Below are 25,929 nucleotides of genomic sequence, written 5' to 3'. Positions count from 1 at the left end.
TTTACAAAGAAAGCACGGAGAACCGAGTTCCTGCCCGAAAAGGGCTTTGACCCGTCCGCTAAACGCAATCGGTCTCCACAACTTGGAAAAGTATAACGATGGAATGTTAGGGCTTAGACCCGTAGAGCCATGGGATGGTAAACTTCCAGGTATTCGTGGAATATGCGTGCAGTAAAATGAAATTTAGGGGAATGAATTTTACGGCTCCTCTGTTCCCGCACGCTTTAAATGAAAGAATTTTAACCACGGGACTTTGTTTTTTTAGCAGTTGTTATTATCAAGGTGATGAAATCCTGCGAATGAGTGAGTATACGTTAGATAAACCATTAAAACCGAGGGACGGGCAGGATAATTTAACAAATTTATAGAAGTAAGTGTAAGATTTGGAAATAAATTTGTGAAACAAAAATGTGAAGAGAGGGTGCATAAAGATTGAGAAGAGTTGAGGTACTACCATACGATGAAAAGTGGTCTATCCTTTTCAAAGAAGAAGCCGCAAAAATAAAAACAGTTTATGGTGACAAAATACTTAACATTCATCATATTGGTAGTACAGCTATACCAAGCGTATATGCTAAACCCATTATAGATATTATGGTAGTGGTTAAAGATATATCAAAAGTTGATTCATTTAATTATGAAATGCAGCTCCTCGGCTATACACCTAAAGGTGAGAATGGAATTCCAGAGCGAAGATATTTCAACAAAGGCGGAAATGCAAGAACCCATCATCTTCATGCCTTTCAAACTGGAAACGAAAATATTTTAAGACATTTAGCCTTCAGAGATTATTTGAATGAATTTCCTGATAAGGCAAAAATGTATAGTGAATTAAAGTTAAAACTATCTAAGGAATTTCCTACAGACATTACAAACTATATTGATGGTAAGAATGCTTTAGTAAAGGAGCTAGATTTAATGGCGCTCAAGTGGTATTCAGAAAAATAATTAATTAAAGTGGTCAGTAAGGAAACGGAATTAGATAGTCAAGCACTATTTGGTTGCTATCTGTTACGCTAACGGGCAGGTTTGCGTGGTGGTAGCAGGCTATTCACGTTGAACTTGGACAGTAGGATTTAAATGGAAAAAGGGAAATTTATCATCTCCCTCGAATCTTATAATGCAATGATCATGTATGACTTGGAGGTACATTAGATGGGGAAGGCTGATAAGATATACAGTCAATTGGTAAATGAAATTCTTGAAGACGGGGATTGGGACAAAGACCATGACGTTAGAACAACTTGGTCGGATGGTACTCCAGCCTACACAAAAAGTTTAATCTCAAAGCAGTTAAAATTTGATAATTCTGAGATCCCTATGATGGTGTATAATAAGCCCACTGAGCAGTATAAAGAACTGCAGCGATATGTCGATAAGTATGTTAGAAAATTAATGACGTAAAGCAGCTGCCGGCATTTCGCTAGCAGCTGCTTTATTTTGTTGTGATATGAAGAGATGCAGAGAGAAAACCGCACAACTTCTTGTCTTTTATCGATAGTTATTCTTGTCCTCCGACAATATATAAAACTCAGGCCTTTTTTTAAGATAATTTATGTTCGTATACATATGTACAAAATACTATATATTCTTTAGTTATAAGTTCCATTGACTATCCTATGGTATGACTATATTCTTCTATAATGTGTCACACAATATTGGCGCGTCCCATTTTTGTTATCGGGAGTGGCCTTTTTTTATTGCCTTTGAACGGTTAGTTAAGGGGGAAATATGGGGAGCTATTTTCATCAGTACTGTCCAGAGGGGACAGTTAGTCGCCAATACTATTCTTTCAAACAAAGAGTTGCATGAATACATCTCCCAGCACTCGACATCAAAGAGTTCCAAAGCTCGGAAAGCGCCTAGAATGCCACAGGAGGAGCTCTCAAATATCTTTAAACAGGTTAAGGAAGACCGGAATATAGAACGCGTTAGAAGGCGTTATATGAAGCTTTCAAAGTCAGAGCTCGTGGAGTTGTTAATCCGATCAGAGCAATACATCGCGCAGAATAATAAGCTCTGGTTGAAAAAAGAATTTGAAAGGCACCAGTAAACTTTGGAATGGAAGCAACCGGACACTATAGCGAGAGCCGGATGCAATTGGCATCCGGCTCTCGCCATCAGGCGATGGTGTGGGTCTTCTTGCGATGGGGAAATGACGCCAGGCATACTTCGGACGCCTGGCGCTTCAGGAGCTTTGCCTGATCCGCACCGCTATTGAAAAAGCGGTCGTCCCTCCAAATCCGGAGTAACGTCTCCATTGCCGCTTCATGAGCCATTTCCTCGCTGCGGAGCAGTGTGTAGCATAGCCGGTAACAGAACACCTCCATTTCTCTCAGACAGTTAATGCGCTGCGCTTTGTCCAACTCCTCATCACCCCGTTCCAAAACTCATATTTTGACGTAATGACCGACGTGACGAACTGGTCCTCTTTATGTGCTACTGATTCTCATGATAACGAACTTATTTCCCGGTCATTGGGCAGGAGTAAGCACTAGGGATTTCAGGTTTTCTTCCTGATGTTTGTCCACCCCAATGAAAGAGGCCGTGTAATAAATGCCATCTTGCTGCCACATGTAATACGTTTGTGTTTTGAACTTCAACTTATTGTTATCAGAATGAATAGGCTCCCAATAGATATGATCGTTATCTGCATATGCGGAAATTTCAATGCCATCGATCTCAAGTTTCCGTAGGAGCGACAACTTATTCGCATCTACGACGGGTGCTTTGCTCTGATATAAACTGACACTGTCATTCATTTCATAAATAGTGGAATTGTAAGGAACGCCATAAGAATTCAGCAAGGTGTCCGAGACCGGTCTAATGGGAAATCTGGTGTTCTTATCGTCGGCTCTCAACATAAGCGAATCGGAAAGTTCAAGACCAAAATCTGAAATGTCGAACGGGAACTTCACGGGAAATCCAAGAATAGTCTTCGCCGCTCGCAAATCCGTCTCGTCGTATAAAGGGTATGAATTGCCCTCACCCTTATAGTCTACATTTTGAACTTGGTTAGGCAAGGCATATGACCGCACGATTGGCACCAGTTCGTCCTGAGAAAGATCATTGCTAAAGTAATTAATCGAATACGTTACATCGTTATCCTGCCATACGAAACTTTTGGCCGTTGCTGGTTTTTGCTTGTACCTGGGCATTTTACCCGTGTACAAAACACCTTTAACATCGCCTACGATCAGGTCTTCCTGCTTGTAGGAAAGCACGCGACCCGGCTCTTGTGTATTTTGAAAATGAGAAGAAGAAGCGCCCCATAACAAATTATGCTCCAGTAAGGTGCCCTTTCCTTTAGAAGCGTACACCACGATATTCTGCTCGTCTGTATGGCCAAAGTTCGATACGAAAGTGATCGTTACGAATTCAATCAAGTCTGCTTTATGCGCACTGCTGAAATTTTCATTCAATTCCACATCTTGCAGGTGATAACCTTCGGGCAGATAGTCAGGTACTTTAAAGTCAAACTTTGAAAAAGCGAGCGCCCGGTTCAGATTATTAAACCATTTGAACGAGGGTATGAGCTTGTCGATCTGAAAAGAGGAAACCGTATTTTTCGGCTTGGAATACGCTGCCTGGGAGGCATTCGATTCGACATTCGCGTTGGTCAGCACAACTGCGCCTAAGACTAGAATCAATAAAATAGCGACCGCAGACAGCCGGTATGAACCTTGTTTAAACTTCGTAATCATGGTAATTCTCCGTTTCGTCTCATTCTTGTTGTTGAAGAAATAGGAAAGATAAATCCGTGAAGATGAACTCCGCGAAAATAAACGCGACAGCATAAGAAGTGTCAAGCCGTACGACGAAGATTCCCGCTCTCCCAGCGCCTCAAGCACAACCGCATCGCAGGCGATTTCCCTATCGGAAGCCATTTTTTGCCGAGCCAGCCAAACCAAAGGATTAAACCAATGCAGCCAAACAGCTAACGTCCAAAATGAATTGAACCATAAATCTTTACGTTTAAAATGTGCTAGCTCGTGCAGTAGAATATGTGTCAACTGCCGGGAATCAGCAATTATAACGATATCCTCGGGCAAATAAATTCTCGGCATTGTCATTCCGTAGATGCAAGGGCTGTGAAAACAACTTGTTTCATAAACGGGAATGGTTCGTTTAATGCCCAGTTTATTACTGCACGCTTTAAGAACAGAAAGCACCTCTTCGTTGTTGATCAGGCGGGAGAACCTGGCTTGTTTTCTGAATCTTAGTGTCACAATCAGGTAGTAAATAGCGAGTAATGCTAATCCTGCAAGCCAGATAAATAAGCCGATTGTAAGTGCATTTGACAAGCCCCGTTTTACCTCGCCGGTATAAGAGAGAGGAGTTTCTTTATCCGAAATAGTAACCAGCCTGGATGCGGATAAATCGGGAGGTGGGCTTTCTTTTGCTCTTTGTTGTAAGGTTGTCTTCGTTTCGTAGCCGGATTCGAAAGTGACAGGGGAAAGGGGGTGGTTATCCTCTCCCTGTTCCACGGATCCGGAATTATCAGCAGGATGGCTGAAATCAGTTGTCCATTTATCTGTTATCGTTTGCGGCACCAAATTAAACAAACTGATGGAGCTCGACGGACCAATAGGTACAAGCAATTTAATTAATACAAGGAACCATAAGACATGAATGAGTCTAGGTGTAAGCTGCAGATGGAACAACTTCCGAATGAAGAGCAGTAGCAAAATGATTGCCGCCGACGCCAACGATGCATTCAAAATAAGGGAGAACATCGAACTCATGAATATCATGATTTCTTCTTCTTTTCCAGCAGTTGTTGAAGCTCCTCGATAGCTTTCTCCGATAGAGTTTCTTCCTCAAGAAATTTCGTAAAAAGCATGCCTACGGCCCCGTTATAAACTCTGTCTAGAAAGGATCGGTTCTCGGTTTTCAAGTATTCTTCTTGTGAAACCAACGAAAAATAGAGATAATTCCTGCCGGCCTTTTCGAAACGAATCGCATGCTTCTTGTGCAGGCGGTTAAGGAAGGTTTTGATCGTCTGGTCCGTCCAGCTCATCTGATCCGACAACTTCGAAATGATCTCACTAGCAGACAAAGGTTCCTTCTGCCATAGAAGCTTCATTACTTCGCTTTCGGCTTCGGTTATGTGGGGAGAGTTGCTCATCTTAGTCACCTTTTTCTATGTACTATGTTTACGGGTGTAAACGATATTTCTAGTTTACACTTGTAAACAAAGTGAGTCAAGAGGAAGGTATTGCTCGGTTTATTGGGGCAATTTAGGTGGGGTTAACGGGGAGTCTTGTTGGCGTGTAAACATTGTGGGAATAATCAAGGCATTCATTATGTCGAGTAGTAAGAGTAAGCTCATCATTTCCACGTGGCTCGATCTGGCTCGGCTTTGTGCCATGGCAACCAGAAGACGAGTCAGCTTTCCGCAAAGCTTCATTATCAGGCACATAAAGAAAGACAACTTAGTATTTTAAGCGAGGAGAACTACTCATAAAGAGAGTTATATAATGTGGCACATCATAATAAGAAGTCTTGATACAAAGGGCTTTGAGCCATAATGCAGACATCTGTACAAAATACGGGTTTTGTGAAGTAGTCATATGCGAAATGTAAATACACCACGCATCGCGCGCTTTATCAATCTAGTCTACCGATTTTGCTCACATTCTAATCCTATGGTACCACCTGTCGTACTAAAATAATCATACAACCGGTCTATTAATTATAATTCATTTTAATTCTTGCCATTGCCTGCATTAATTCACATTGATGCCTTCAGGTTCTTGGTGTATAAATCCGTAATAATCTGAGTAGCATATTTAGAAATGGCCATATTAACAGCCATCATTTGACCGGACTGGATCAATACACTGATCATGTAATATCACTAAACTACTGGCCAGCAGCAAACGCAGATTGATTTTAAAATCATTATCTTGATTCACATTACTTAGATTGTTTTCTTTACATAAGTACCAAAATTAAGTATTGTAATCTATTTTCAATTGGATTATAATGTGCTTTATAAAGTTGCAGTTTAATCTGCAGTATTAATCCCACATTGAGCACCTTTTCCACAAAACACTCAGCACGATCATCACAAGGAGGAATTATCATGTCTAACCTACAAAATACTCAAATATTGGAACAACAAAACTTTTTCGACGTTATTCGGGAACGCCGTTCTGTGCGTGTATTCGACCCATCGGTACAGATCTCACGCGAGGAAATAACCGAAATACTTGAACAAGCTGCTTTGGCTCCCTCGTCCGCAAACCTGCAGCCTTGGCGTTTTCTTGTCATCGATACACCGGAGTTGAAACAAAAGCTTCTACCGATTGCGTTCAACCAACAACAAGTCATCGATGCTTCAGCCGTCATCGCGATTCTCGGTGACTTGGAAAGCTATAAGAAAGCAGAAAGTATTTACAATCAAGCTGTTGAAGCAGGCTTTATGCCAGCGGATACGGCAAAATCGATGGTCGAACGCATGGTAGGTATGTATCAGAGCCTCCCTCCTGAGGTGATTCACCAAATCATCTATACCGATGGAGGTCTTGTATCAATGTCGCTCATGCTTGTCGCGCGTGCTAAAGGCTACGACACCGTTCCTATGGGTGGATATGATAAAGCAAAGTTCGATGAAGCTTTTGGAATTCCTGAGAATTACAAGTCTGTTATGCTAATCCCCCTCGGCAAAGCAACCAAACCTGGACATCCTACTACGCGTCTTCCGATCAATGAAGTTGTATTTTTTAATGAAATTTAAGTTATAATACGGATTCCGCCCAGCGTAATTAAAAAAAATTTCAACTATACTTACAGCCAAAACAAGACACTCATCTCCGTCTTGTTTTGGCTGTATTGAACGTTTTACTGTTATTTCCTCAATAAGTTAATTCAAGAAGTTAAATCAAGTTTAATCCGTTGCCTCAAAAAAAGAATTTGCACCGATTCACCGATACAAATTCTTTGGAATCCATATTAATTTGAGGATTGAACCTGCTGTTGGATCAAATGAGCCAGTAAAGCACAGCGTACTGAGATGCTATCCAGCTCCACATATTCATCAAGCGCATGAGCACCATGGCCCACTGCCCCCAATCCGTCAAGGGTCGGAATATTCAATGCCGCCGTGAAATTGCCGTCACTCGCCCCACCGGTTGATGTTTCCTCTAATAAGAAACCCAGTTCGTCGGCCAGCGCCTGCGCATTGGCGAACAAATATCGGCTCATCGCCTGTTCCATCGGCGGGCGTACAATGCCGCCTTGTATGTTCAGTTTAATGTGATTCAAGATCGGGGAGGCTTTCAAAATAAGATCACTAAGTCGTTCCGCTTCTTCCATCGAGTCGATTCGAAGTTCAAGCTCCGCTCGTGCGTGTCCACTTACTACATTGACTGCCGTACCCCCTGCTGCGATGCCCACGTTAACCGTGGAGCCTTTTCCATAATCCGTTAATCCTTGCAAATATATAATTTGATGAGCAAGCTCCTCAAGGGCATTGACACCTTCGTTATGGTTGATCCCGGAGTGAGCGGAAACACCCTCGATGTCCATCGTAAATCTGCCGACACCTTTGCGTGAGGTTTTCAGCTTCCCTGTGGACCCTAAAGCCGGTTCCAGTACGAAGACAGCGTCGCTTTTTTTAGCCTCTTCTTCAATCCATCTTCGGGATGACGGGCTGCCAACCTCCTCATCCGTATTAATGAACAACACTATTTTTTTATCAGTTGGACATTGAGAGATAACTGCGTGCATCGCATATAGCCCCTGCAGCAGTCCACATTTCATATCAAAAATGCCGGGTCCATACAGCCGTTGACCTTCTTTTCTAAAAGGACGTTTGGCTATCTCTCCTTCTGGCCACACTGTATCGATATGAGCCAGCAGCATAATTTGCTTGGATCCATCGCCGTATTGCAGCTTCACTTGATTCCCGTACTTCTCCTGCGGGATCCATTGAACATCGCCTCCAATCAACTCCTGGAACCGTGCAACAACAACTTGCATCGCCTGATCTACCAGCTGCTTGCTGCCGGTTGGACTATCCATATTAACTAGCTGCTCCAGATCCTGAAGCAGAGCATTCTGCTGTCCTTTAACAAAATTCAGTAAATTACTCATGGTCCACCTACCTTATTATGCGTTCTTAGCTTACCTACTTATGCGTTTTTAGTGAACCATTCCGTAATTGCTTCCAGCCTCGCCATGCGCTGCTGCGGTCTGCCTGATGATGCCATTGCGTGTGAAGCGCCCGGAAACCGCATAAACTCGGCATCCTTGCCCAATCGCCTCAATGCCAAATACCACTGCTCTGCCTGCTCAATGGGACAGCGATGATCCTGTTCCCCGTGAAGAATCAGAACAGGTGTGGTTACCTGCTCCGCATAGCGAATAGGTGAGCGGTCCATAATATATTCCTCATCATTCCAAAGATCAGATTGGCCACCCAACTCATACAGGTTGATCTGAAAGCCCAGATCACTATTGCCAATCTTACTGTACAAATTACAGATAGACCTTTCCGTCACTGCTGCTTTGAATCTGTGATCGTGAGCGATTAACCAATTAACCAAGTAGCCCCCATAGCTTCCACCCATCACATAGAGCGATCCAGCTTCCAAAGAATCACCTGCAACTGCAGACTCTTCAAGAAATCCAAGGATGTCCTGGACATCTTTGCTACCCCATTCTCCGACTACTCCGTATGAGAAAGCTTGTCCATATCCGTAGCTTCCTCGTGGATTACAGAACACAATTCGATAGCCTCTGCTGGCAAGGTACCAAAAGTCAAAATGAAACGAATGTCCATAAGCGAGATGCGGTCCGCCATGTATCATCAAAATGGTTCCAGCATAGGTGCCACCATCTTCTTGTACGGGCGCCATTGTCCATCCCTGAATCGTCAGCCCATCTGGAGTCACATGCGAATGCTCACGAATTTCAATTGTAGGTATTTGCCGAAGCAGTTCCTCGTTGCAGCTAGTAATTTGTTCCAATTGAACGTCGCTTTGATCTTTCCATACCGCACGGTACAGCTCTCCTGGCCGATCCATCGAATCAACAATTAACACAATGGCAATCTCACGCTCGCTGCAGGATTCAACATCAAACGCCAGAACGTTCAATGACAAAGGCAGTGCGGTCACTTGCAAGGAAGCGGTATCCAATCGATAAAGTGACTGTCTGCCTTCATTCGTTCCAGCAAAGAATATAGAACCACTCTCCGAGTGATGCACAAACGTTGAATTCAAACCTGTGCGTTTGCTGTCACTAATAACATGATAGCCACCTGGAACATCCAGATTCCCTTCTATCCTGTCAGCGCTGATGCCATCCTTTACGTAAAGCCATTGATCGAATTCCGCACTATTCGGTGTGTTTAGTTTGCCTGCAGCTAGCACGGAACCGTCTGACAGCGGAACAAGCGCTGAAACGGACTTTAATACCGCTGATATTACCGAGATGGAGCCGGTTGATCTCTCCAGCACATGGATCTGGGGGGTTTTATCGAGATCCGTATCGCTCGGATAATCAAGTGTAAAATACAGCCTCTGTCCATCCTCGGAAAAAGCAGGATTTCCATGATCGGATTCTAGTGTAGATAGCGGTGATACCGCTAACGTGTCCACGTCTACTTCAAATATATGCGTATACCCGTTCGTGAATCCTTCGCCATCGAGCTTATAGCGGATTCTGATTACTTTATAAGCAACCGAGTTCATTGAATTTTCACGGCTAGTAAAGATGAGTGTCCGTCCATCGGGAGCCCATATGAAGTCCTTTACTTTCCGTTTGGGTGTGAGCGCATGTACAGTGCCAGATGACGGATGATACAGCCACAGCTCGTCGTTTGTCCCAACCTTGCGTATAAAAGCTAGCCGTTCACCGTCTGGTGACCATTTCTGACTATGATCTGAAGACGCTTCACCTTCACTATCTGGGTGCGCAGCCAATAGGGTAGTTTCGTTATGGGTGCTTGTGTCCCACACAACTAGATGGCTGAAATATGTGTCGGAATCTATGTCCATTCTTACTTTGGCCAGTACCACCTTCTCCCGCTCCCTGGGATGAATACTCGGTGCCCCAAGGAGTGTAAGTTGTGCCAAGTCGGTTGATCGTAGCATGCCGTGTTCAGCTCCTTTCATTTGTTAGGGTGATAAGCCCATTACCTTCGCTTAAGTTTCTCATTTCAATTAATCCTATTAAATATTAGTTACATTAACTAAATGGCAAGCTACCCAATGATTCGGTTCAGTCTCCCGCCATTCCGGTACCACTTGTCTGCATTGCTCTTCCGCCCAAGGACAGCGGGTATGAAACCGGCAACCGACAGGCGGATTCAAGGGACTGGGCAGCTCCCCACGCAGCGTAATCTTTTCCCGCTTCCGCTGAATTTTTGGGTTAGGGACGGGTATTGCACTCATGAGTGCCTGGGTATATGGGTGAAGCGGTTTTTGGAAAATCGTTTTTTTGCTTCCCAACTCTACCAATTTTCCAAGATACATGACTCCAACCCGATCACTGACATGGCGAACGACGGACAAATCATGGGAGATGAACAAATATGTGAGATTGAGCTCCTTTTGAAGCTGTCCGAACAAATTCACGATTTGGGATTGTACGGAAACATCCAAAGCGGATACAGGCTCATCACATACGACAAATTTAGGCCGCAATGCGATGGCTCTTGCGATGACGATACGCTGGCGTTGACCACCGGAAAACTCATGAGGATATTTATCCAGACTAGCCTGAGGCAGACCAACCATCTCCAGCAACTGCTTAGCCTGCTGCGCCTGCTGGCCGGAATACAAATCATGTATGTGAAAGGGCTCCGTCAGGATTTCACGAATTTTCATTCTTGTATTTAGTGAGGAATAGGGGTCCTGAAAAACAATCTGCATGTCTCTCCTCAACCGCCTCAATTCTTCCCCCTGCATTGTGGACAGATCCTGTCCGTTGTACCAAGTTTTGCCTTCTGTTGGCCGATCCAGATAAAGCACCGCACGGCCCATAGTTGATTTGCCACAGCCGCTTTCCCCTACTAAGCCGAGCGTCTCGCCCGCAGCCAGTTCAAAGCTGACACCATCCACCGCTTTTACAACGGAGCGGTTCAGTCCGAACAACTTGGAGGATTGGGTATAATGTTTCTTTATATTATCCACAACGATCAGGGGAGTAGGCACTTCCTGAATTTTGATTTTACTCATCTAATCTCCCCCTCTACCGGGTGCCAGCAAGCTACATGATGTCCCCGTTGATCCGCAGCCAGTTCTGGATTTTGTTGTCTGCATAGTTCCGTTGCATATGTGCAGCGCGGATGAAAGGGACAACCGCTTGGCAGATTTCTCAAATCGGGCACAGCACCTGGAATGGTATACAGCTCCGTCTCCTCATCACCCGTTAAATCAGGAATGCTGTTCAGTAATCCTACCGTATAGGGATGGCGTGGTGACTCGATCAAATCGTCAACGGCAGCAAGCTCCATCAATTGTCCCGCATACATCACGGCAACCCGATCCGCTGCATCTGCAATGACACCCATATCATGGGTGATCAGGAGAATGGATGTATCATAATCCCGTTTGATATCCTTTAACAGATCCAGGATCTGGGCTTGAATCGTCACATCCAGCGCAGTCGTAGGCTCGTCTGCGATAATCATCTTAGGGCTGCAGGCCAGTGCCATCGCGATCATTACTCGCTGTCTCATACCCCCGGACAATTCAAAAGGATACTGGCGAGAACGAGTTTCCGGTTCGGAGATGCCTACAGATTTTAGCAGATCAATGACCTTTCTTCTGCGCTCTTTTTTGCTCATTTTTTTATGCAAAATAAATAGTTCTTCAATTTGGCTGCCGATCGGAATCAATGGATTCAAAGCAGTCATTGGCTCCTGGAAAATCATCGAAACCTTATTGCCGCGGATGCTGCGCATCTCCGATTCTGACAGATGCTTTAAAGATACGCCCTCCAGTTCAATATCGCCTTGATCAAAACGGGCATTGGCGGGGAGGAGCTTCATTAGGGACAGGGCTGTAAGACTTTTGCCGCTGCCGCTCTCCCCAACAAGTCCGAGAATCTCGCCTTTTTTCAGCTGCAGAGAAACGTTTCGTAGTGCTGTTACAGGTCCTGAGGCTTGCTGAAACGATAGCGTAAGCTTGTCGATCTTCATGATCGTGGAGGAGAGCTTGCTGTCTGTGATCGTCTGCCGTGCTACAGTCATGATGTACGCCCTCCCAATGACTCACGAAATTGCCCCGCGTACTGTTTGGCGTGATACTCGGCAATTTCGCCACAGGTGGCCCACCATACCTCAGGATCATGCTTCAGTTCAGAGAGCAGTCGCTCCAGAGCGATTATACGCGAGCCTCTTCCGCTGATCCAACAGTGTACCGTCATTAGAAAAAGCCCACCGTATCGCTTGATACCTTCGAATTCCTGCTGCCAAGTATCCATAACCGTATTCGGATTCAAGGGCGGGTTGCCCGAACCACCTCCCGTGTAACGGTAGAAGATGGCATCATCGAGCAGCCACTGTACAGGAACCTCGGGCAGACCCTCGATCCAATAAGGGTGGTCATAACCCATCATAGAGCTGTCATAGGGAATCCCGTGGCGCTTCAGCAGCTCGAAGGTTTCGGGTGTCATTTCCCAGGATGGTGAGCGAAAGCCCATTGTTCTTGGCCCAATGATCTTCTCCAAAGCCTGCTTGCCCCGAATGATACTTTCTTCTACCTGCTCCATGCTTAATTCATCCACTCGTTCGTGCAGATAGCCATGTAAGCCAATCTCGTGCCCTTCCTTGGCGATCGCCTCCACCGCTGCTGGATAATGCTCAGCAATGACCCCAGGTATAAAAAAACTAGCGCGGATATCCAAGCGGGCCAGCAGCTCCAGAATCCGGTAAATCCCCTGACGGGGACCAAAGGCTCTTTGCTCCAACTCTCCAAGCGTGTTCGGTTTTGTATGCCGGGAGCGCCATAAGTAAGGCGTCTCACCATCGAAGTCAATACTGAAGGCAACAGCGCAGCGCTTTGCATCAGGCCATGCATAGGTTGTATGCGTCATCTCATGCCTGCTTTCCAACCTGAGGCTGGGGTTTAGCTGATTTGAAGGTTCCGGCCGTACGCCCGCCATCCACCGTTAACGTAGACCCCGTAATAAAGGAAGCGTAGTCGGAGCAAAGATACAAAATAGCTGTAGGTGCATCCTGTGGTCCCGATGTGCGACCAAGCGGAATTTGGGTGAGCATATTTTGTACATAATCCTCCGATAGTTCACTGACTTCACTGCCCGGAGCAAAGCCAGGTGCAACCGCATTGACCCGGATTTGATATGGGGCCAGTTCCAGAGCATATGAACGGGTTAGCATGGATAAAGCGGCTTTTCCCGTCGAGTAATGGCCGCCACCAATTTGGTTGCTAATCGCTGCACCGGAGCTGATATTAATAATGGAGCCTGGCTTATTATCCTTGATCATTTGCTTGGCAAGCAGCTGAGTTAACAGAAAGGGAGCCGTGACATTCACTCCAATGGAGTTGTTCCAATCCATCACATTCATTTCCATTAGCTGATGCCGTTGATAAATGCCGGCATTATTAATTAAAATATCAGCAGAGGACCATTCCTTCTCAATGAATTCGGCTAATTCAACGATTGAAGCTTCCTGTGACAAGTCAGTCGTATGGAACAGCAGTTCTGTATTACTTAACAAGGGGTCCTCCCCCATCACTCTTAATTCGTTGCCACGAATATCGGATAAGCACAGCTTGGCCCCCTGGGAAGCAAAGGAATGAGCAATCCAGGTACCGAATATGCCAGCCGCTCCTGTGATGACGACTTTTTTACCGATAAATTGATCTTCAAAATGCAATGGAATCACCTCAAGGTTTATCTCTTTTGATTTTTAGGGTCTAACCAATCCCGGACATAATCTCCAATCATATTGATCGAGATTACGATGAAGAAGATAGCAATACCGGGGAACGTTGCCAACCACCAGCCCGTCGAAACATACTGCTGTCCAACTGACAACATGGAGCCCCAGCTCGGATTAGGCGGCTGGACACCCAAACCAATGAATGACAGTGAAGCCTCAAATATAATCATGAGCCCGACTTCCAGCGTAGCAACCACTACCAACGGTGGAATGACCTCCGGTAAAATATGCTTGATCAGCAGTCGGCCAGGGCGAGCGCCCAATGCGGCAGTTGCTTTCACAAAATCCCTATTTACTGTAGAGAGTGTCGTGCTTTGGGTAACTCGTGCATAACGAGGCCAGCGCGCAAGGCCGAGGACGATAATCAAATTCAATAAGCTTGGCCCCAGTACCGCCACGGTCAAAATAGCTAGTAAAAAAAACGGGATGGACAGCAATATATCCGCAACACGCATAATGAAGGCGCCCACCCAATTTCTGTAGAATCCCGCCAGCATCCCGAGTATCCCGCCAATAATGCCGGATATAAAGACGGCGGTCACGGATACGAATAAGGAGACTCGTGCTCCGTAAATAAGTCGGCTGTACACATCCCTGCCCAGCTCATCGGTGCCGAGCAGATAAGATGACCCATCCGGGCCTATAAAGCCTGGAGGTTTCAGGCGAATCGAAAGCGTCGTTAGCGTGGGATCGTGTATCGCGAACCATCCGGGCACGATGGCAATGAGCACAAACAGCAGAAGAATAAGTGCGAAAGGGAAAATAGTAATGGGGCCCATTCTCCGCAGTCGGGCCTTTGCACGCTCCATCGTTGATCGGGTCGGAGCTTGTTGATCCGGTGTTAGTAATATACTCATTGTGATGCTTCTCTCCCCAGCTTGATTCTTGGGTCTACCCATCCATACACAAGGTCCGTTATCAGGTTAATGAAAATATATACCGAGGCACCTAATACTACGATAGCTTGAACAAGCGGAAAATCTCTGGATGCTATAGACTGAATGGTTAACTGACCCAATCCAGGCCATGCGAATATCGTTTCCGTCACGACGGATCCGCCCAATAAATTCGCACATTCCAGACCAATAATCGTAATAATCGGAATCGATGCGTTTCGCAGCAAATGCCGATATAGCAGCCGGGGAACCCCGACTCCTTTCGAACGAGCGGTCCTTACGTAATCCTGACCAAGCTGTTCAAGCATGCTGGATCGCGTCATTCGCGCTACGGTGGCAATCGACAGTGAGGCCAGAGTAATTGCAGGAAGAATGAGCGATTCCAGGCTGTCCGCTCCGGATGAGGGCAGCCAGCGCAGCTTTACAGCGAGCAGCATAATCAGAAGTATGCCTGTCCAAAATGCAGGCATACTTTGTCCAACCAGAATGAAAGGCATACACACTTTTTCAATCCACGTACCTTTATAAATAGCCGTAATCATTCCCATTGGGATACCGATGACTACGGTTAGAATGAGTGCAGACATCGCCAAGTCGATCGTATATGGTATACGGTCCATCATAATGTTCATGACAGGCATTTTTTGAACGTAGGAGTATCCAAGATTTCCTGTAAAGATCTGCTGCAGAAAGCTTACATACTGAAGACCTACCGGCTGATCCAATCCAAGCGCGTGCCGAAGCACGGCAATGTCTTCAGCAGTCGCGTTTTGAGGGACCATTAGTAGGACAGGGTCTCCGGTTAAACGCAGGATGAAAAAGATAAGCGTGGCTACACCAAATACCGAAACCAGCGCCTGGACGATACGCTGTCCTACATAAAGCATGTGCGATCCCTCCTCTGCTTCTTTATTTCGACCATTTCATATCTTTAACAAAGAAGTTCTCCTGCGGATCAGGCTGCCACTGTAATTGCTTCGATGCTCCATACAAAGCATAGGCCTGGTATAGCCCGATTCCCGGAACATCGTTCTGAAGCACATTCAATGCTTTTTTATAATTGCTAGTCCGTACTGCTTCATCTGTCGTCGTTCTTGCTGCATCTACCGCTTGATCAAACGCAGGATTGGTATAGCTGCTCCAAATGGTCCCTGTGCGGAACAAAGGAAGAATCGTGCCGTCCGCGTCCATGCAAGAGCAAGACCAGATGCCCATACGGATGCTTCCCCATTTGCGGGCAGGGTCCTGCACCTTTTTCAAATAAGTCGCTTGGTCCGTACTTACAATATTAACCTTCACACCAATTTTATCGAGATCACCTTGAACCGCTTGGACAATACGCTGATCGAAGGATGGTGAAGTCGCAAAATCAAGCGTGATGCCATTGGCATGACCGGCTTCCTTCAATAAAGCCTTTGCTTTTTCCGGATTGTAGGAATAACCTGGAATGCTGGTATCATAACCAAACGATAGTGGTGTCAGCACCTGGGTTACAGGCTTGCCGTAGCCATGAAGAAGCGAAGTAATCAACGAATCATAGTTAATTCCATAAGCAATGGCCTGATTGACCTGACTCGATTTGGTTGGTGTATCGCCTACCATATTGAAGGCCAGATAAGCAACACGCTCAGTAGGCGTAGAGAATACTTGAAGTTCAGGCTTACTCTTGATATTATCCACATCATCAGGGCTTACAGCAGAGACAAAATCGGCCTTACCCGACTGCAAATCCGCAACACGGCTGGCTGGATTGGATACGAAGCGATATTCGACTGACGGGATTTCAGGCTTGCCGCCCCAATAGCTTGCATTGGCCTTCAGTGTAATTTGTGTGCCCTTTGCCCAGCTTTCAAATTGGTACGCACCGCTGCCTACGGGATTCAAGTTAAACTGATCGTTGCCTTTTTCCTTCACATACTTTTGCGGCACAATGCTCAAATTAACCAACTGCGTCAGCAGGGTTGGACTCGGTTGATCCGTCGTAATTTTGAGATCGGAGCCCTCGGCTTTCGCTGAAGAAATCATATTGAAATTGGCATACTGCGGACTACGGAAATCTTTATCCAAAATACGCTGAATACTGAAAGCTACGTCCTCTGCCGTAAGTGCATCTCCGTTATGAAACTTGATATCCCCACGGATTTTAAATGTCCATGTCGTCGGCGAGTCCTGTTTCCACGATTCAGCTACCCATGGCACAAATTTGTTGGTTTTAGGGTCGCGATGAATCAAATTGTCAAAAATGTTCCGGTATACCGAATAGCTGTCAAAGTTATATTGTAGCCCCGGGTCGAGATTCGACGATTCATTGGCTAAGTCAACGACCAGCTTGCGGCTTTCCTTTTGGGTAGTAGTATCCTGCGGCTTCTGTTCGGTGCTGGCCGCCTGCTTGTTGGCTATACTGCACCCTACAAGCGTGATAATCACTAATAAACTGAAAATAAGAGTTGCGCTTTTCAATAATGTTTTCATATAATCCTCCATGTTGTTTTCTATAAATAAAGTAAATCTTAGTTGAGATGGAGCATCGTATCCGCCCGAATCTTTTGCAAGTAGTTATAGACTGTAAATCTGGATACGCCCAACGTTCCAGCCACATATTCGATAGATCCCTTAATCAGGAAAGTGCCTTTTTGCTCCAAAAGTCGGACACATTCGATTTTTTCTTCCGTTTCCAGCAAAGATGGGGCCTTGTTAAAGCCATTCAGCACTTGACTGACCAGGTTGGCAATGACCTCCTGCACCGTGGAATAAAAGCTTTCCTTGTCCGATTCCTCATGCTCGAATTGAACCAACTGCTGCAGCTGATTTTGGATAGTTATCAAATGGCTGACATTCAAATTAATGCACATCGCACCGATAATCTGGTCCTCGGCGTCTCTAAGAAACACGGTTGATGATTTAAGCACATATCCTTTGGAGGATACCGTCTTGTAATTAGCTATATCCTTGATTTGTGCTGCAGGCTTCTTCAATTCTTGCAAAACCAAATCTGTAATAGGAGCTCCGACCTTCCGCTCTGTTATGGTTCCCGCCAAGTGTATCAAAGACTGCTCGAGATCAGAAAAGTCATGAATCGCAATTTCACATTCTTTCCCTAGCATTTTCACCAGCATATCCGCGGTGCGAATGGCTTGATCGAAAATGGATTGCTGTGTATGGTTCATGTCACCCTTCCTTTATCTTATCCTCTTGTCATCCGTTCTCCAGGCTCCAGTACAGGAACTTCCACCTGAACAGTTTCAGGATATTTAATTCCACTACCTGTATTCAGCGCAATGACGGTTTCATTCTGTTGAATCCAGCCGCTTTCCCTAAGCTTGCGAGCTGCCGAGAACGTCGCCGCACCTTCTGGGCAGATGAACACACCTTCCAATCGAGCAACGTCTGCCTGTTCCCTCAACAGTTCCGCATCATCAATGGCAATCGCACAACCGCCTGTTTTATAAATGGCTTCCAGCACCAAAAAGTCGCCTAATGCTTTGGGCACATTGATTCCAAAAGCTATAGTTGTCGAATCCTCCCAAAATTGCGAGTCCGCTTTACCTTCCTCCCATGCCTTTACAATCGGTGCGCAGCCCTTCGCCTGAACAGCGACCAAACGTGGAAGTTTGTTTTCAATCCAACCTAATTCGACAAGCTCCTGCAGCGCTTTATAAATGCCAATCAAACCGACTCCACCCCCTGTAGGGTAAAGAATCACGTCAGGCAGCTTCCAATCGAGCTGTTCGATAATTTCCAGCCCCATTGTTTTCTTGCCCTCGATCCGATAAGGCTCTTTCAGAGTGGACGCATCATACAGATTGTATTCCTTGACGGCTTGGCCTACAATTTTACCAGCATCGCTGATCAGACCATTGACCAGATTCAAATTGGCACCTGAAATCGCACATTCATTGCGAGTAATGACCGGAGCTTCAACGGGCATCACGATCGAAGCCTGGATACCAGCTCTTGCCGCATATAATGCCCAAGCCGCTCCAGCGTTGCCATTGGTAGGCATCGCCAGCTCCTGCACCGCCAACTCCTTGGCTTTGGATACACCAACCGCCGCTCCTCGTGCCTTAAAGCTGCCTGTGGGGATGATCCCTTCATCCTTCATCCACAGATGATCAATTCCCATAGCCGAGCCGATTCGATCCATTGGCAGTAGAGGGGTCATTCCTTCGCCCAGCGTTACGATATTCTCAGGGTCCACGACTGGAAGAAGCTCATGATATCTCCATAGATCATTGGATCGTCCAGCGAGACTGGCCGGAGTCCAATGCTTTTTAAGCTCCTGCAAATCGTAATCGACTAATAAAGGAGAACCGCACGCGCACAACTGCTGGATGACATCAGATCCGTATTTCGTTTGGCATTTGGGACAATGCAGATGGCTTATATAACTGAATTTCATAGCTAAAACCTCCTTTTTTGAAAAATAATGGATCTTACAACTTTGTACCAGCTGCAATTTTTTTGTAATCGACTAGCAATAACCTATTCAGAAAAATAAAAAGCTCTAATGAGCCTGTAAGAAACAGGACAAATTAGAGCCTTCGGTGGTCCGATCAGCTTATTATTCTATTAATCTGGTAGGAATACTTTTGTATTGCTGAAAAGTAATTTAGCACGGAAAAAAGGTGGTGTCAACACTTATTACTAAATTATTTGATTAGTTACAATTTTTTTGTTACCGATAGTAAGCGATCTAGCTTGATCAAGCGCAAAGTGTCGTAGCCTCCTACAACACCGTACGATCACTGCTCATCGGATCTCTTCGGATTCAGAGTAATCTTTCTTACCAATTCAAAAAAACCATCACTCATATGCGATGGTTTCAGTCAATTATCCAACTATATACAAATCGATATCCTCCATATGGAAAGCAATCAATTCCTATATTCCTATTATTTTTAATAACTATTATTTATATGTACCTGCAACATGTCTATCTTTTTAGGCTGCTTCCTGTTCCTTTTCCGCTTTCCTGAACCTTTTGAACTGAATCAAGATCATCAGGAAATGAACAAAGAACACTCCGGCTATAATATAAAATACAAGTGAAATGCCGAGACTGCTTGCCACCAATCCGCCAAATATGGCTCCTGACAAATTCCCCAATGAGCCAGCGCTTGCGTTATAGGCAAATACGCTGCCTTGAATATGAGACGGAGTCAACTTGCGCAGCAGTGAACTGATCGATGGGATCACGCCACCGATACATAAACCGGTTACAAACCGAATGCCCATAAGCACCCAAGGATCTGTGACCAAACCTTGAGGAATATGCAGAATGGCAATGAGTATAAGCGATAAGAGCAGGATAATGGAATGACCGTGTCTATCCCCCATTCTTCCAAGAATCGGTGCCGTGATCATGGTGCCTAGGGCCGTAGATGCAAATATGAGGCCAGCCATAATTTCAATATGGTCCACGATGTTCATGCTTTTTACATACAACGAAATCATCGGACTAATACTAGCAAAGCTTATAGATATTAGATATGTAGAAATAAATAGCGTCAGAATGAGTGGTGATTGTCCAAGGACTTGACGCAAGGCTGTCTTACTAGGAACTTTTCGATCACGATTTTTGGATTGAAGGATTGGATGACTCAGCTTAAGCAAATTTGTGAACCTGAATTTAGAGTATTTTGTGGTTTCCTTTACTCCTACCACTGTCAGCAGCGCAGCTATGAAAATAAAGAGACCCGTTATAAAGAAGGAATCTCGTATCCCCAACCATTCAGCTAGAACACCACCAATTAGCGGACCTAACAATTGACCCGTGACTTGTCCAGTTTGCAGCGTACCTAACGCGTTGCCCACCTTTTGCTTGGGTGCTTCGATCGCCAATAACGCTACAGAAGAAGTGGGATAACCCCCCATTGTGCCAAAAGCGGCGCGAAGCAGAAGAAGCTGTATGGGAGTATCAACGAGCCCCATCGCTGCGATGATAACTGCCGAGCCTATAGCTGTTATTACCATAACCAATTTTTGTCCGTACGTATCGGAAAACTTACCCCACAAGGGAGATATCAGTGCGATCATTAAATGATTGATTCCGAAAATCATGGCGGCCCATAGAGCAGCCTGCTTCACATCGTGTACTCCAAGATCCTGCACATAAAGCGGCAAAAAAGGGATAATCATGCCAATACCAACCGAAGTTAAAAAGTTTCCTATCCATAAGATGTATAAATTGCGTTTCCAGACCTCCATATGGAATAACCTTCTTTTCCGGTGAAATAGTTACTTATTCAATGTAAGTATATTGCTTCACTCCGTCAAGGGAAAAAGTGACTTATTCTTTTAGCATATATGCGGTTCACTAACATTCGCACGACTAAGTCTACAATCCCGCAGGTTCTCAAGCTTACAATTGTTCGAATATAATGAAGATTTGATGGTTATGTGGCTGGAATATATATAAACAGAGGAGCCACGCTCCAATCCATCAAACAACGGATCATGAGAATAGGCTCGACACAACGGAGCTCCTGGATCAAGTGCTGCCCTGCATTCCAATGCATAAATCCCAAGCTCACGCGTTATATAACCGGAGGTGTCTCCACCCGCAATAAGGATACGGGAAAGCCCCTGCTCAGCTATTAACCTTTGAGTCAGCACTCCAAGTGCACTTCCCAATAGACGGCCGCTGTCTTCCGCTTTTAAGCCTTGTTCCATAAGCGCTTCGCGGATATTGGCGATGCTGTCATCATTCGGACCAGCGGCTGAATACAAGATTACGCTTTTGCCTTGCTTTAATGCCTCTTGCGCTTCACATTCCACATCGTAGGATGACGGTCAAGCCTGTGAACCGTATCCCCACCTGCCGCAAAATGATTGCCAAATATGGTGTATCTGCGCAAATAAGGAACACCTGCGAGCAGAGGTATTTAACGGCTGCCGAATACGTACTTACCAATTTCCGCCGCCTTAAGATTAACCCAATCCGGTATCTCATTGGTTTCTATATGCATTTCCATAAGCCTCCAACGGGTTTTTGCAATCGCTTTCAAAAATAATAAAGAAAACCCTGCTATGAAACCATCCACAATACCGACCTCTGATGTTTATCTTTCTGATTTCCTATAGCCGATACCAAAACGGTCTTTAAAACATGAATTTGCTAAAAAATGCCAAGCTCGAAGTTGCTTCGAGGCTTAGCATCAATTTTCACTACAACGATTGAGTTTATTTACTTATTGTTAACGACCTGGCAACCGAAGCTGCTTCCTTTATCATACTTAAATATTTAGCAGGATCCGTTTCTTCTTTACCTAATCCCTTGTACACATTTTCAGTCGGTCCGGCATTAATAAAGACGTTGCCTTGGATCACACCTATTTTACTGAAAGGGACTCCCCTTTTAAAAACAGGACCGTTAACGAATTGAGTCCATTCGTCCTCTGAACCCCATAGCTGTACATTAAAAATATGAGCTTCTCCTAATAACTTGTTGTCAGGAACATAAGTAAATGTAATCCCTGATTCAAGCTCTTCAATTTTGTAATTCGGTGCCCAGCTTACAGGTATCGCTAGTGAAAAATTATATTTATGGTTTACGTACAAAACGGTTGGATTGATGTCTGTTTGTATGTTTTCCACACTTGCCTGCTCTACTAATTTACCTTCTTTTTTTGAGTAAATCGTCTTTTGGTACGATAATTCGTTATTGGATAACCATTGAACAAGACTATAATCCGTGTCAGGAGTACCTTGCTTAATTACGGTCTCCTGATTGGTTGCCAAATCCAAAACGTGCACGCTGTATACCCCACCATCTACAAATTCGTCTTTGACTGATCTTGATTCTGTGTCGGGTCGTGTAAAAGCGAGCTTAGTTCCGTCAGGGGAAAACAATAAGCTCTTGGTGCCTGTGTAAGTGATCGACTTTACCAAGTCTCCAGTAGAAGTTCGGTAAATCTCACCGCGTCTCAAAGGTGAAGTGCCAAAATCCAACGCCAAATACTTACTATCTGGAGACCAGTTTATGGCTCCTAATGTATCTCGACTGCTTTTGAGTTTAATAGGCTCGGCACTTAAATGATTGATATACATAGAGGTTCCGTTTTTTGTATAAAACGTATACTCGTCGTTAGGTGAGATCGATTTATCACGAACAATATCCTGACCGATGTAACCTTTAAAAGCGCTCAGCTTTATTAGTTCTTTTTTATCATAGGTGCCTCGGCTGCTTTCTAGGAGTTTCCCTAATGTATCGGCCTGTTTTTTAATAAATTCTCCTGTAATCAGGTTGATATCCTCTTCTTTGCTAAGCTCTGGACGCATAGTATCCGTATCTCCGCCCGTATAGCCTATCAGGTACCAATCCTGGTCCCGATTTTGAAATCTATACTTATGAGTCCATACCTCGTTTGAACCACCAGATACTGTAACCACAAATGAGCCATTAGATATCGATAAGCCTTCTAAGGGATCAGAGAATTTACCACCACAAATTTTACAGAGAACAGATTCTTTAGCATAAATACTTGGTTTATAGCTTCCATCTGGTAATCCTAAATAAATAACAATATCTCGACTTGTGCCCGTTTGTGAAGGATTTTCTACAATGACTACGATATCGTCAATTCCGTCTTTATTTAGATCACCTTTTGCTGAGGCTTCTGAACCGTTAACTTTCGAAGATACAACTTTACCCTTAGGTAGAAAAGAGACAATCTCCTTGGAATAGTCTTTCGGGCCGGTATTGATTATCTTCCCTTTTAAGTCTACATGAAACGTTTTTGTTCCGGCTTGTACTCTTTCATCTTCACTCTTCTTATCTTTATCTGTAATAGCCGCTTGCCGCAAAGGAACTACCGTAAATATAATAGAATCCCCCGATAAGGTAGAAGATAAATGGGTTTGGTAAGGTGAACCGAGGAAATCCATTTCACTAAGCAATTGATTGGAGGTTCCATCCGTTTTGGCTTCGTTTAATTTGTAACTATCATCTGAGGTCGTATACAGGATTCTGTCATTATTGAGGACATTCAGAGATACTACATGTCTTACATCTAAAATCTTCGTTATACTGCTTCCATCACTTTTCTTCTTATAAAGCTTATACTCGTCCTTATCGTTTATAAAATACTCCCAAGGCCCTGTATCCTGAACGGGTTCCTTGTTTATATTAACAGCGGCTTGGTGAGTTGCATTTTCTTTCTTTTGTTCTGACTTTGACTCGGAATTGCTTTGATGGTTCGTACACGCAGTTGCCAGAAAAGCTACTAATAAGATACAAGCAAAAATTTTCATTTAAGGCTACCCTCGCTTCAAAAGTTTCATGCTGAACTATTTTATAATTGAATTTGACTATAAGCAAATATTATTTTTTATGTTATACATTTCCATACTAAAATACGCTAAGCTCCTGAAATACAGAGGCTTAGCGTATTTTTTCGTAACAAGTAATTAACACCTATTCCAACAAATCGGTGACCGCACCAAGTGAAGCAGAAGAAACCAGCCGCGCATATTTCACTAATACTCCAGAAGAAACCTTAAGGGAGGGTTGAATCCAAGCCAGTCTACGTTTTTCAAGTTCCTCTGGACTGACATCGAATGTAATTTCCTGAGTCTCGCTGTCGATCGTCACGATATCTCCTTCTTCCAGCAGGGCAATAGGGCCTCCTACCTGTGCTTCTGGTGTAATATGGCCAACGACAAAACCATGAGAGCCTCCCGAGAACCTGCCGTCGGTTAACAGCGCGACTTCCCCACCTAGTCCTTTGCCTACGATCAACGCCGTTACTGAAAGCATCTCAGGCATTCCGGGTCCGCCCTTGGGTCCCGCATATCGGATGACGAGTACGTCTCCTTTTCGTATTTCATCGTTAACGATTGCTTGCGTTGCCTCTTCCTCACCGTTGTAGACGCGAGCGGGTCCCGAAAAACGCAGCTTTTTAAGACCTGACATTTTGGCTACTGCACCATCCGGCGCCAAATTTCCTCGGAGTACGACCAAAGGACCATTCGGCTTTAAAGGGTTATCAAAAGGCCGGATAATCGTCTGATCGATACTTAAGTCGTCTGCTGCTGCCAAGTTTTCAGCCAAGGTTTTACCGGTAACGGTCATACAATCCCCATGCAGAAGTCCACGTTCCAGCAGCAGCTTCATAACCCCGGCAACGCCGCCAATATCATTAAGATCCTGCATGACGAACGTTCCACTCGGCTTCAGGTCAGCAAGATGCGGCACCCGTAACCGAATCCGCTCAAAATCGTCCAATGTTAAATCGACCTGTACCGAGTGAGCAATCGCCAATAGATGCAAAATCGCATTGGTAGAACCGCCCAGCGCCATGACAACGGTTATCGCGTTTTCAAACGCCCGCTTGGTCATAATATCTCTCGGCGTGATTCCCTTTTCCAACAGCTCGATGACGGTTCGTCCAGCCTCAGCGCACTCCAACGCTTTGGCTGGAGAAATAGCAGGTGTCGAAGAGGAGCCCGGCAAGCTCATTCCCATCGCTTCAGCAGCGGAAGCCATCGTATTTGCCGTATACATGCCACCGCAGGAGCCAGGTCCTGGACAAGCATTGCACTCAATGGCATGCAGCTGCTCATCATTAATTTTACCCTCGTGATATTGCCCAACAGCTTCAAAGGCGCTGACGATATCGATGCTTTTGCCATCGAGTTTCCCGGGTTGAATCGTTCCCCCATATACGTACACTGCGGGTACATTGATCCGTCCAATGGCCATCAAGCAGGCTGGCGTATTTTTATCACAACCTCCGACTGCAACCATGCCGTCAAAACGTTCGGCATTCATAACGATTTCGATAGAATCGGCGATGACTTCACGGCTCGGCAGTGAGAACAGCATCCCTTCGTGCCCCATCGAAATCCCATCCGATACGGTGATTGTGTTAAAAATCAAGGGCGCACCACCATGTGCTTGCACTCCCTTTTTCGCTTCGACTGCTAGTTGATCGATGTGCATGTTACAGGGGGTTACCTCGCTCCAGGTACTGGCTATACCGATCATAGGCTTCTTGAAATCCTCATCCTTAAAGCCAACAGCACGCAGCATGGCACGGTTAGGCGTCCGATTCACTCCCTCACTAATGACCTTACTGCGAATCCTCAAATCTTTTTTGTCAGCCATCATGA

The 25,929-nt window shown here is 45.0% G+C and carries 21 protein-coding genes; 3 read left to right on the top strand and 18 right to left on the bottom strand.

Translation table 11 applies throughout. The features are described from left to right. Positions 1-432 precede the first annotated feature (432 nt). Together BM210_RS18265 and BM210_RS18260 are read left to right on the top strand one after the other, a co-directional pair. Positions 433-948 (top strand): GrpB family protein, encoded by a 516-nt coding sequence (locus BM210_RS18265; protein WP_091171016.1) that lies wholly within the window; start codon positions 433-435, stop codon positions 946-948. 207 nt (positions 949-1,155) lie between these two features. Next, positions 1,156-1,404: a hypothetical protein gene (locus tag BM210_RS18260; RefSeq protein WP_177237884.1), complete on the top strand. Its 249-nt coding sequence runs from the start codon at positions 1,156-1,158 to the stop codon at positions 1,402-1,404. A 716-nt stretch (positions 1,405-2,120) separates the two neighbouring features. Here BM210_RS18260 and BM210_RS18250 read toward each other — a convergent pair. From BM210_RS18250 to BM210_RS18240, 3 genes are all read right to left on the bottom strand, one after another. Further along, positions 2,121-2,366 carry a hypothetical protein gene (locus BM210_RS18250; RefSeq protein ID WP_091171010.1) on the bottom strand — a complete coding sequence of 82 codons (246 nt, stop codon included), beginning with the start codon at positions 2,364-2,366 and terminating at the stop codon, positions 2,121-2,123. A 108-nt stretch (positions 2,367-2,474) separates the two neighbouring features. Then, a complete protein-coding gene (locus tag BM210_RS18245) occupies positions 2,475-4,754 on the bottom strand; it encodes a M56 family metallopeptidase (RefSeq protein WP_091171007.1) in 2,280 nt (759 codons plus the stop codon). Beyond that, positions 4,751-5,128 carry a BlaI/MecI/CopY family transcriptional regulator gene (locus BM210_RS18240; protein WP_091171005.1) on the bottom strand — a complete coding sequence of 126 codons (378 nt, stop codon included), beginning with the start codon at positions 5,126-5,128 and terminating at the stop codon, positions 4,751-4,753. Before BM210_RS18240 ends, BM210_RS18245 begins: the two co-directional genes overlap by 4 nt. Before the next feature lie 960 nt (positions 5,129-6,088). Here BM210_RS18240 and BM210_RS18235 point away from each other — a divergent pair. Beyond that, complete coding sequence (locus BM210_RS18235) at positions 6,089-6,742, top strand: nitroreductase family protein (protein ID WP_091171002.1); 654 nt, start codon at positions 6,089-6,091, stop codon at positions 6,740-6,742. 215 nt (positions 6,743-6,957) lie between these two features. Here BM210_RS18235 and BM210_RS18230 read toward each other — a convergent pair whose 3' ends face one another. The 15 genes from BM210_RS18230 to ilvD form a co-directional block, all read right to left on the bottom strand. Then, positions 6,958-8,100: a M20 family metallopeptidase gene (locus tag BM210_RS18230; protein ID WP_091170999.1), complete on the bottom strand. Its 1,143-nt coding sequence runs from the start codon at positions 8,098-8,100 to the stop codon at positions 6,958-6,960. A gap of 38 nt (positions 8,101-8,138) precedes the next feature. Continuing rightward, positions 8,139-10,103 (bottom strand): S9 family peptidase, encoded by a 1,965-nt coding sequence (locus BM210_RS18225; RefSeq protein ID WP_177237883.1) that lies wholly within the window; start codon positions 10,101-10,103, stop codon positions 8,139-8,141. Positions 10,104-10,181: 78 nt separating this feature from the next. After that, positions 10,182-11,189, bottom strand: coding sequence for an ABC transporter ATP-binding protein (locus BM210_RS18220; RefSeq protein ID WP_091170996.1), 1,008 nt, complete (start codon positions 11,187-11,189; stop codon positions 10,182-10,184). Continuing rightward, on the bottom strand, positions 11,186-12,205 hold the full coding sequence (locus BM210_RS18215; RefSeq protein ID WP_091170994.1) for an ABC transporter ATP-binding protein: 1,020 nt from the start codon (positions 12,203-12,205) through the stop codon (positions 11,186-11,188). The genes BM210_RS18220 and BM210_RS18215 overlap by 4 nt, the downstream gene beginning before the upstream one ends. Next, positions 12,202-13,050 (bottom strand): polysaccharide deacetylase family protein, encoded by an 849-nt coding sequence (locus BM210_RS18210; protein WP_177237882.1) that lies wholly within the window; start codon positions 13,048-13,050, stop codon positions 12,202-12,204. Before BM210_RS18210 ends, BM210_RS18215 begins: the two co-directional genes overlap by 4 nt. Before the next feature lies 1 nt (position 13,051). Further along, complete coding sequence (locus BM210_RS18205; RefSeq protein ID WP_218184940.1) at positions 13,052-13,864, bottom strand: SDR family NAD(P)-dependent oxidoreductase; 813 nt, start codon at positions 13,862-13,864, stop codon at positions 13,052-13,054. Between the two features lie 8 nt (positions 13,865-13,872). Beyond that, a complete protein-coding gene (locus BM210_RS18200) occupies positions 13,873-14,778 on the bottom strand; it encodes an ABC transporter permease (protein WP_091170990.1) in 906 nt (301 codons plus the stop codon). Beyond that, positions 14,775-15,704 (bottom strand): ABC transporter permease, encoded by a 930-nt coding sequence (locus BM210_RS18195; protein WP_091170988.1) that lies wholly within the window; start codon positions 15,702-15,704, stop codon positions 14,775-14,777. The genes BM210_RS18200 and BM210_RS18195 overlap by 4 nt, the downstream gene beginning before the upstream one ends. A 22-nt stretch (positions 15,705-15,726) precedes the next feature. Continuing rightward, positions 15,727-17,289, bottom strand: a complete 1,563-nt coding sequence (locus BM210_RS18190) for an ABC transporter substrate-binding protein (RefSeq protein WP_177237881.1) — start codon at positions 17,287-17,289, stop codon at positions 15,727-15,729. 38 nt (positions 17,290-17,327) lie between these two features. Next, complete coding sequence (locus tag BM210_RS18185) at positions 17,328-17,984, bottom strand: helix-turn-helix transcriptional regulator (protein WP_091170984.1); 657 nt, start codon at positions 17,982-17,984, stop codon at positions 17,328-17,330. Between the two features lie 17 nt (positions 17,985-18,001). After that, positions 18,002-19,216: a threonine synthase gene (locus tag BM210_RS18180; protein WP_091170982.1), complete on the bottom strand. Its 1,215-nt coding sequence runs from the start codon at positions 19,214-19,216 to the stop codon at positions 18,002-18,004. Positions 19,217-19,758: 542 nt separating this feature from the next. Continuing rightward, positions 19,759-21,024: an MFS transporter gene (locus tag BM210_RS18175; protein WP_091170980.1), complete on the bottom strand. Its 1,266-nt coding sequence runs from the start codon at positions 21,022-21,024 to the stop codon at positions 19,759-19,761. A gap of 90 nt (positions 21,025-21,114) precedes the next feature. Next, complete coding sequence (locus BM210_RS18170) at positions 21,115-21,594, bottom strand: nucleotide-binding domain containing protein (protein WP_091170977.1); 480 nt, start codon at positions 21,592-21,594, stop codon at positions 21,115-21,117. A 405-nt stretch (positions 21,595-21,999) separates the two neighbouring features. Further along, positions 22,000-24,069, bottom strand: a complete 2,070-nt coding sequence (locus tag BM210_RS18165; RefSeq protein WP_091170975.1) for a DUF5050 domain-containing protein — start codon at positions 24,067-24,069, stop codon at positions 22,000-22,002. A gap of 163 nt (positions 24,070-24,232) precedes the next feature. Then, entirely contained in the window at positions 24,233-25,924 is a 1,692-nt protein-coding gene (ilvD, locus tag BM210_RS18160; protein ID WP_091171088.1) for a dihydroxy-acid dehydratase, read from the bottom strand. Positions 25,925-25,929 lie beyond the last annotated feature (5 nt).

This window comes from Paenibacillus sp. 1_12 (assembly GCF_900114475.1).
Lineage (GTDB): Bacteria > Bacillota > Bacilli > Paenibacillales > NBRC-103111 > Paenibacillus_S.
This window is presented reverse-complemented; position numbering and strand designations above follow the sequence as displayed.

Excerpts from the sequence above, each read along its gene's own strand:
- BM210_RS18260 (WP_177237884.1), top strand. The coding sequence starts at position 1,156 with ATGGGGAAGGCTGATAAGATATACAGTCAATTGGTAAATGAAATTCTT.
- BM210_RS18245 (WP_091171007.1), bottom strand. The coding sequence starts at position 4,754 with ATGATATTCATGAGTTCGATGTTCTCCCTTATTTTGAATGCATCGTTG.
- BM210_RS18240 (WP_091171005.1), bottom strand. The coding sequence starts at position 5,128 with ATGAGCAACTCTCCCCACATAACCGAAGCCGAAAGCGAAGTAATGAAG.
- BM210_RS18235 (WP_091171002.1), top strand. The coding sequence starts at position 6,089 with ATGTCTAACCTACAAAATACTCAAATATTGGAACAACAAAACTTTTTC.
- BM210_RS18230 (WP_091170999.1), bottom strand. The coding sequence starts at position 8,100 with ATGAGTAATTTACTGAATTTTGTTAAAGGACAGCAGAATGCTCTGCTT.
- BM210_RS18225 (WP_177237883.1), bottom strand. The coding sequence starts at position 10,103 with ATGCTACGATCAACCGACTTGGCACAACTTACACTCCTTGGGGCACCG.
- BM210_RS18220 (WP_091170996.1), bottom strand. The coding sequence starts at position 11,189 with ATGAGTAAAATCAAAATTCAGGAAGTGCCTACTCCCCTGATCGTTGTG.
- BM210_RS18215 (WP_091170994.1), bottom strand. The coding sequence starts at position 12,205 with ATGACTGTAGCACGGCAGACGATCACAGACAGCAAGCTCTCCTCCACG.
- BM210_RS18210 (WP_177237882.1), bottom strand. The coding sequence starts at position 13,050 with ATGACGCATACAACCTATGCATGGCCTGATGCAAAGCGCTGCGCTGTT.
- BM210_RS18200 (WP_091170990.1), bottom strand. The coding sequence starts at position 14,778 with ATGAGTATATTACTAACACCGGATCAACAAGCTCCGACCCGATCAACG.
- BM210_RS18195 (WP_091170988.1), bottom strand. The coding sequence starts at position 15,704 with ATGCTTTATGTAGGACAGCGTATCGTCCAGGCGCTGGTTTCGGTATTT.
- BM210_RS18190 (WP_177237881.1), bottom strand. The coding sequence starts at position 17,289 with ATGAAAACATTATTGAAAAGCGCAACTCTTATTTTCAGTTTATTAGTG.
- BM210_RS18185 (WP_091170984.1), bottom strand. The coding sequence starts at position 17,984 with ATGAACCATACACAGCAATCCATTTTCGATCAAGCCATTCGCACCGCG.
- BM210_RS18180 (WP_091170982.1), bottom strand. The coding sequence starts at position 19,216 with ATGAAATTCAGTTATATAAGCCATCTGCATTGTCCCAAATGCCAAACG.
- BM210_RS18175 (WP_091170980.1), bottom strand. The coding sequence starts at position 21,024 with ATGGAGGTCTGGAAACGCAATTTATACATCTTATGGATAGGAAACTTT.
- BM210_RS18165 (WP_091170975.1), bottom strand. The coding sequence starts at position 24,069 with ATGAAAATTTTTGCTTGTATCTTATTAGTAGCTTTTCTGGCAACTGCG.
- ilvD (WP_091171088.1), bottom strand. The coding sequence starts at position 25,924 with ATGGCTGACAAAAAAGATTTGAGGATTCGCAGTAAGGTCATTAGTGAG.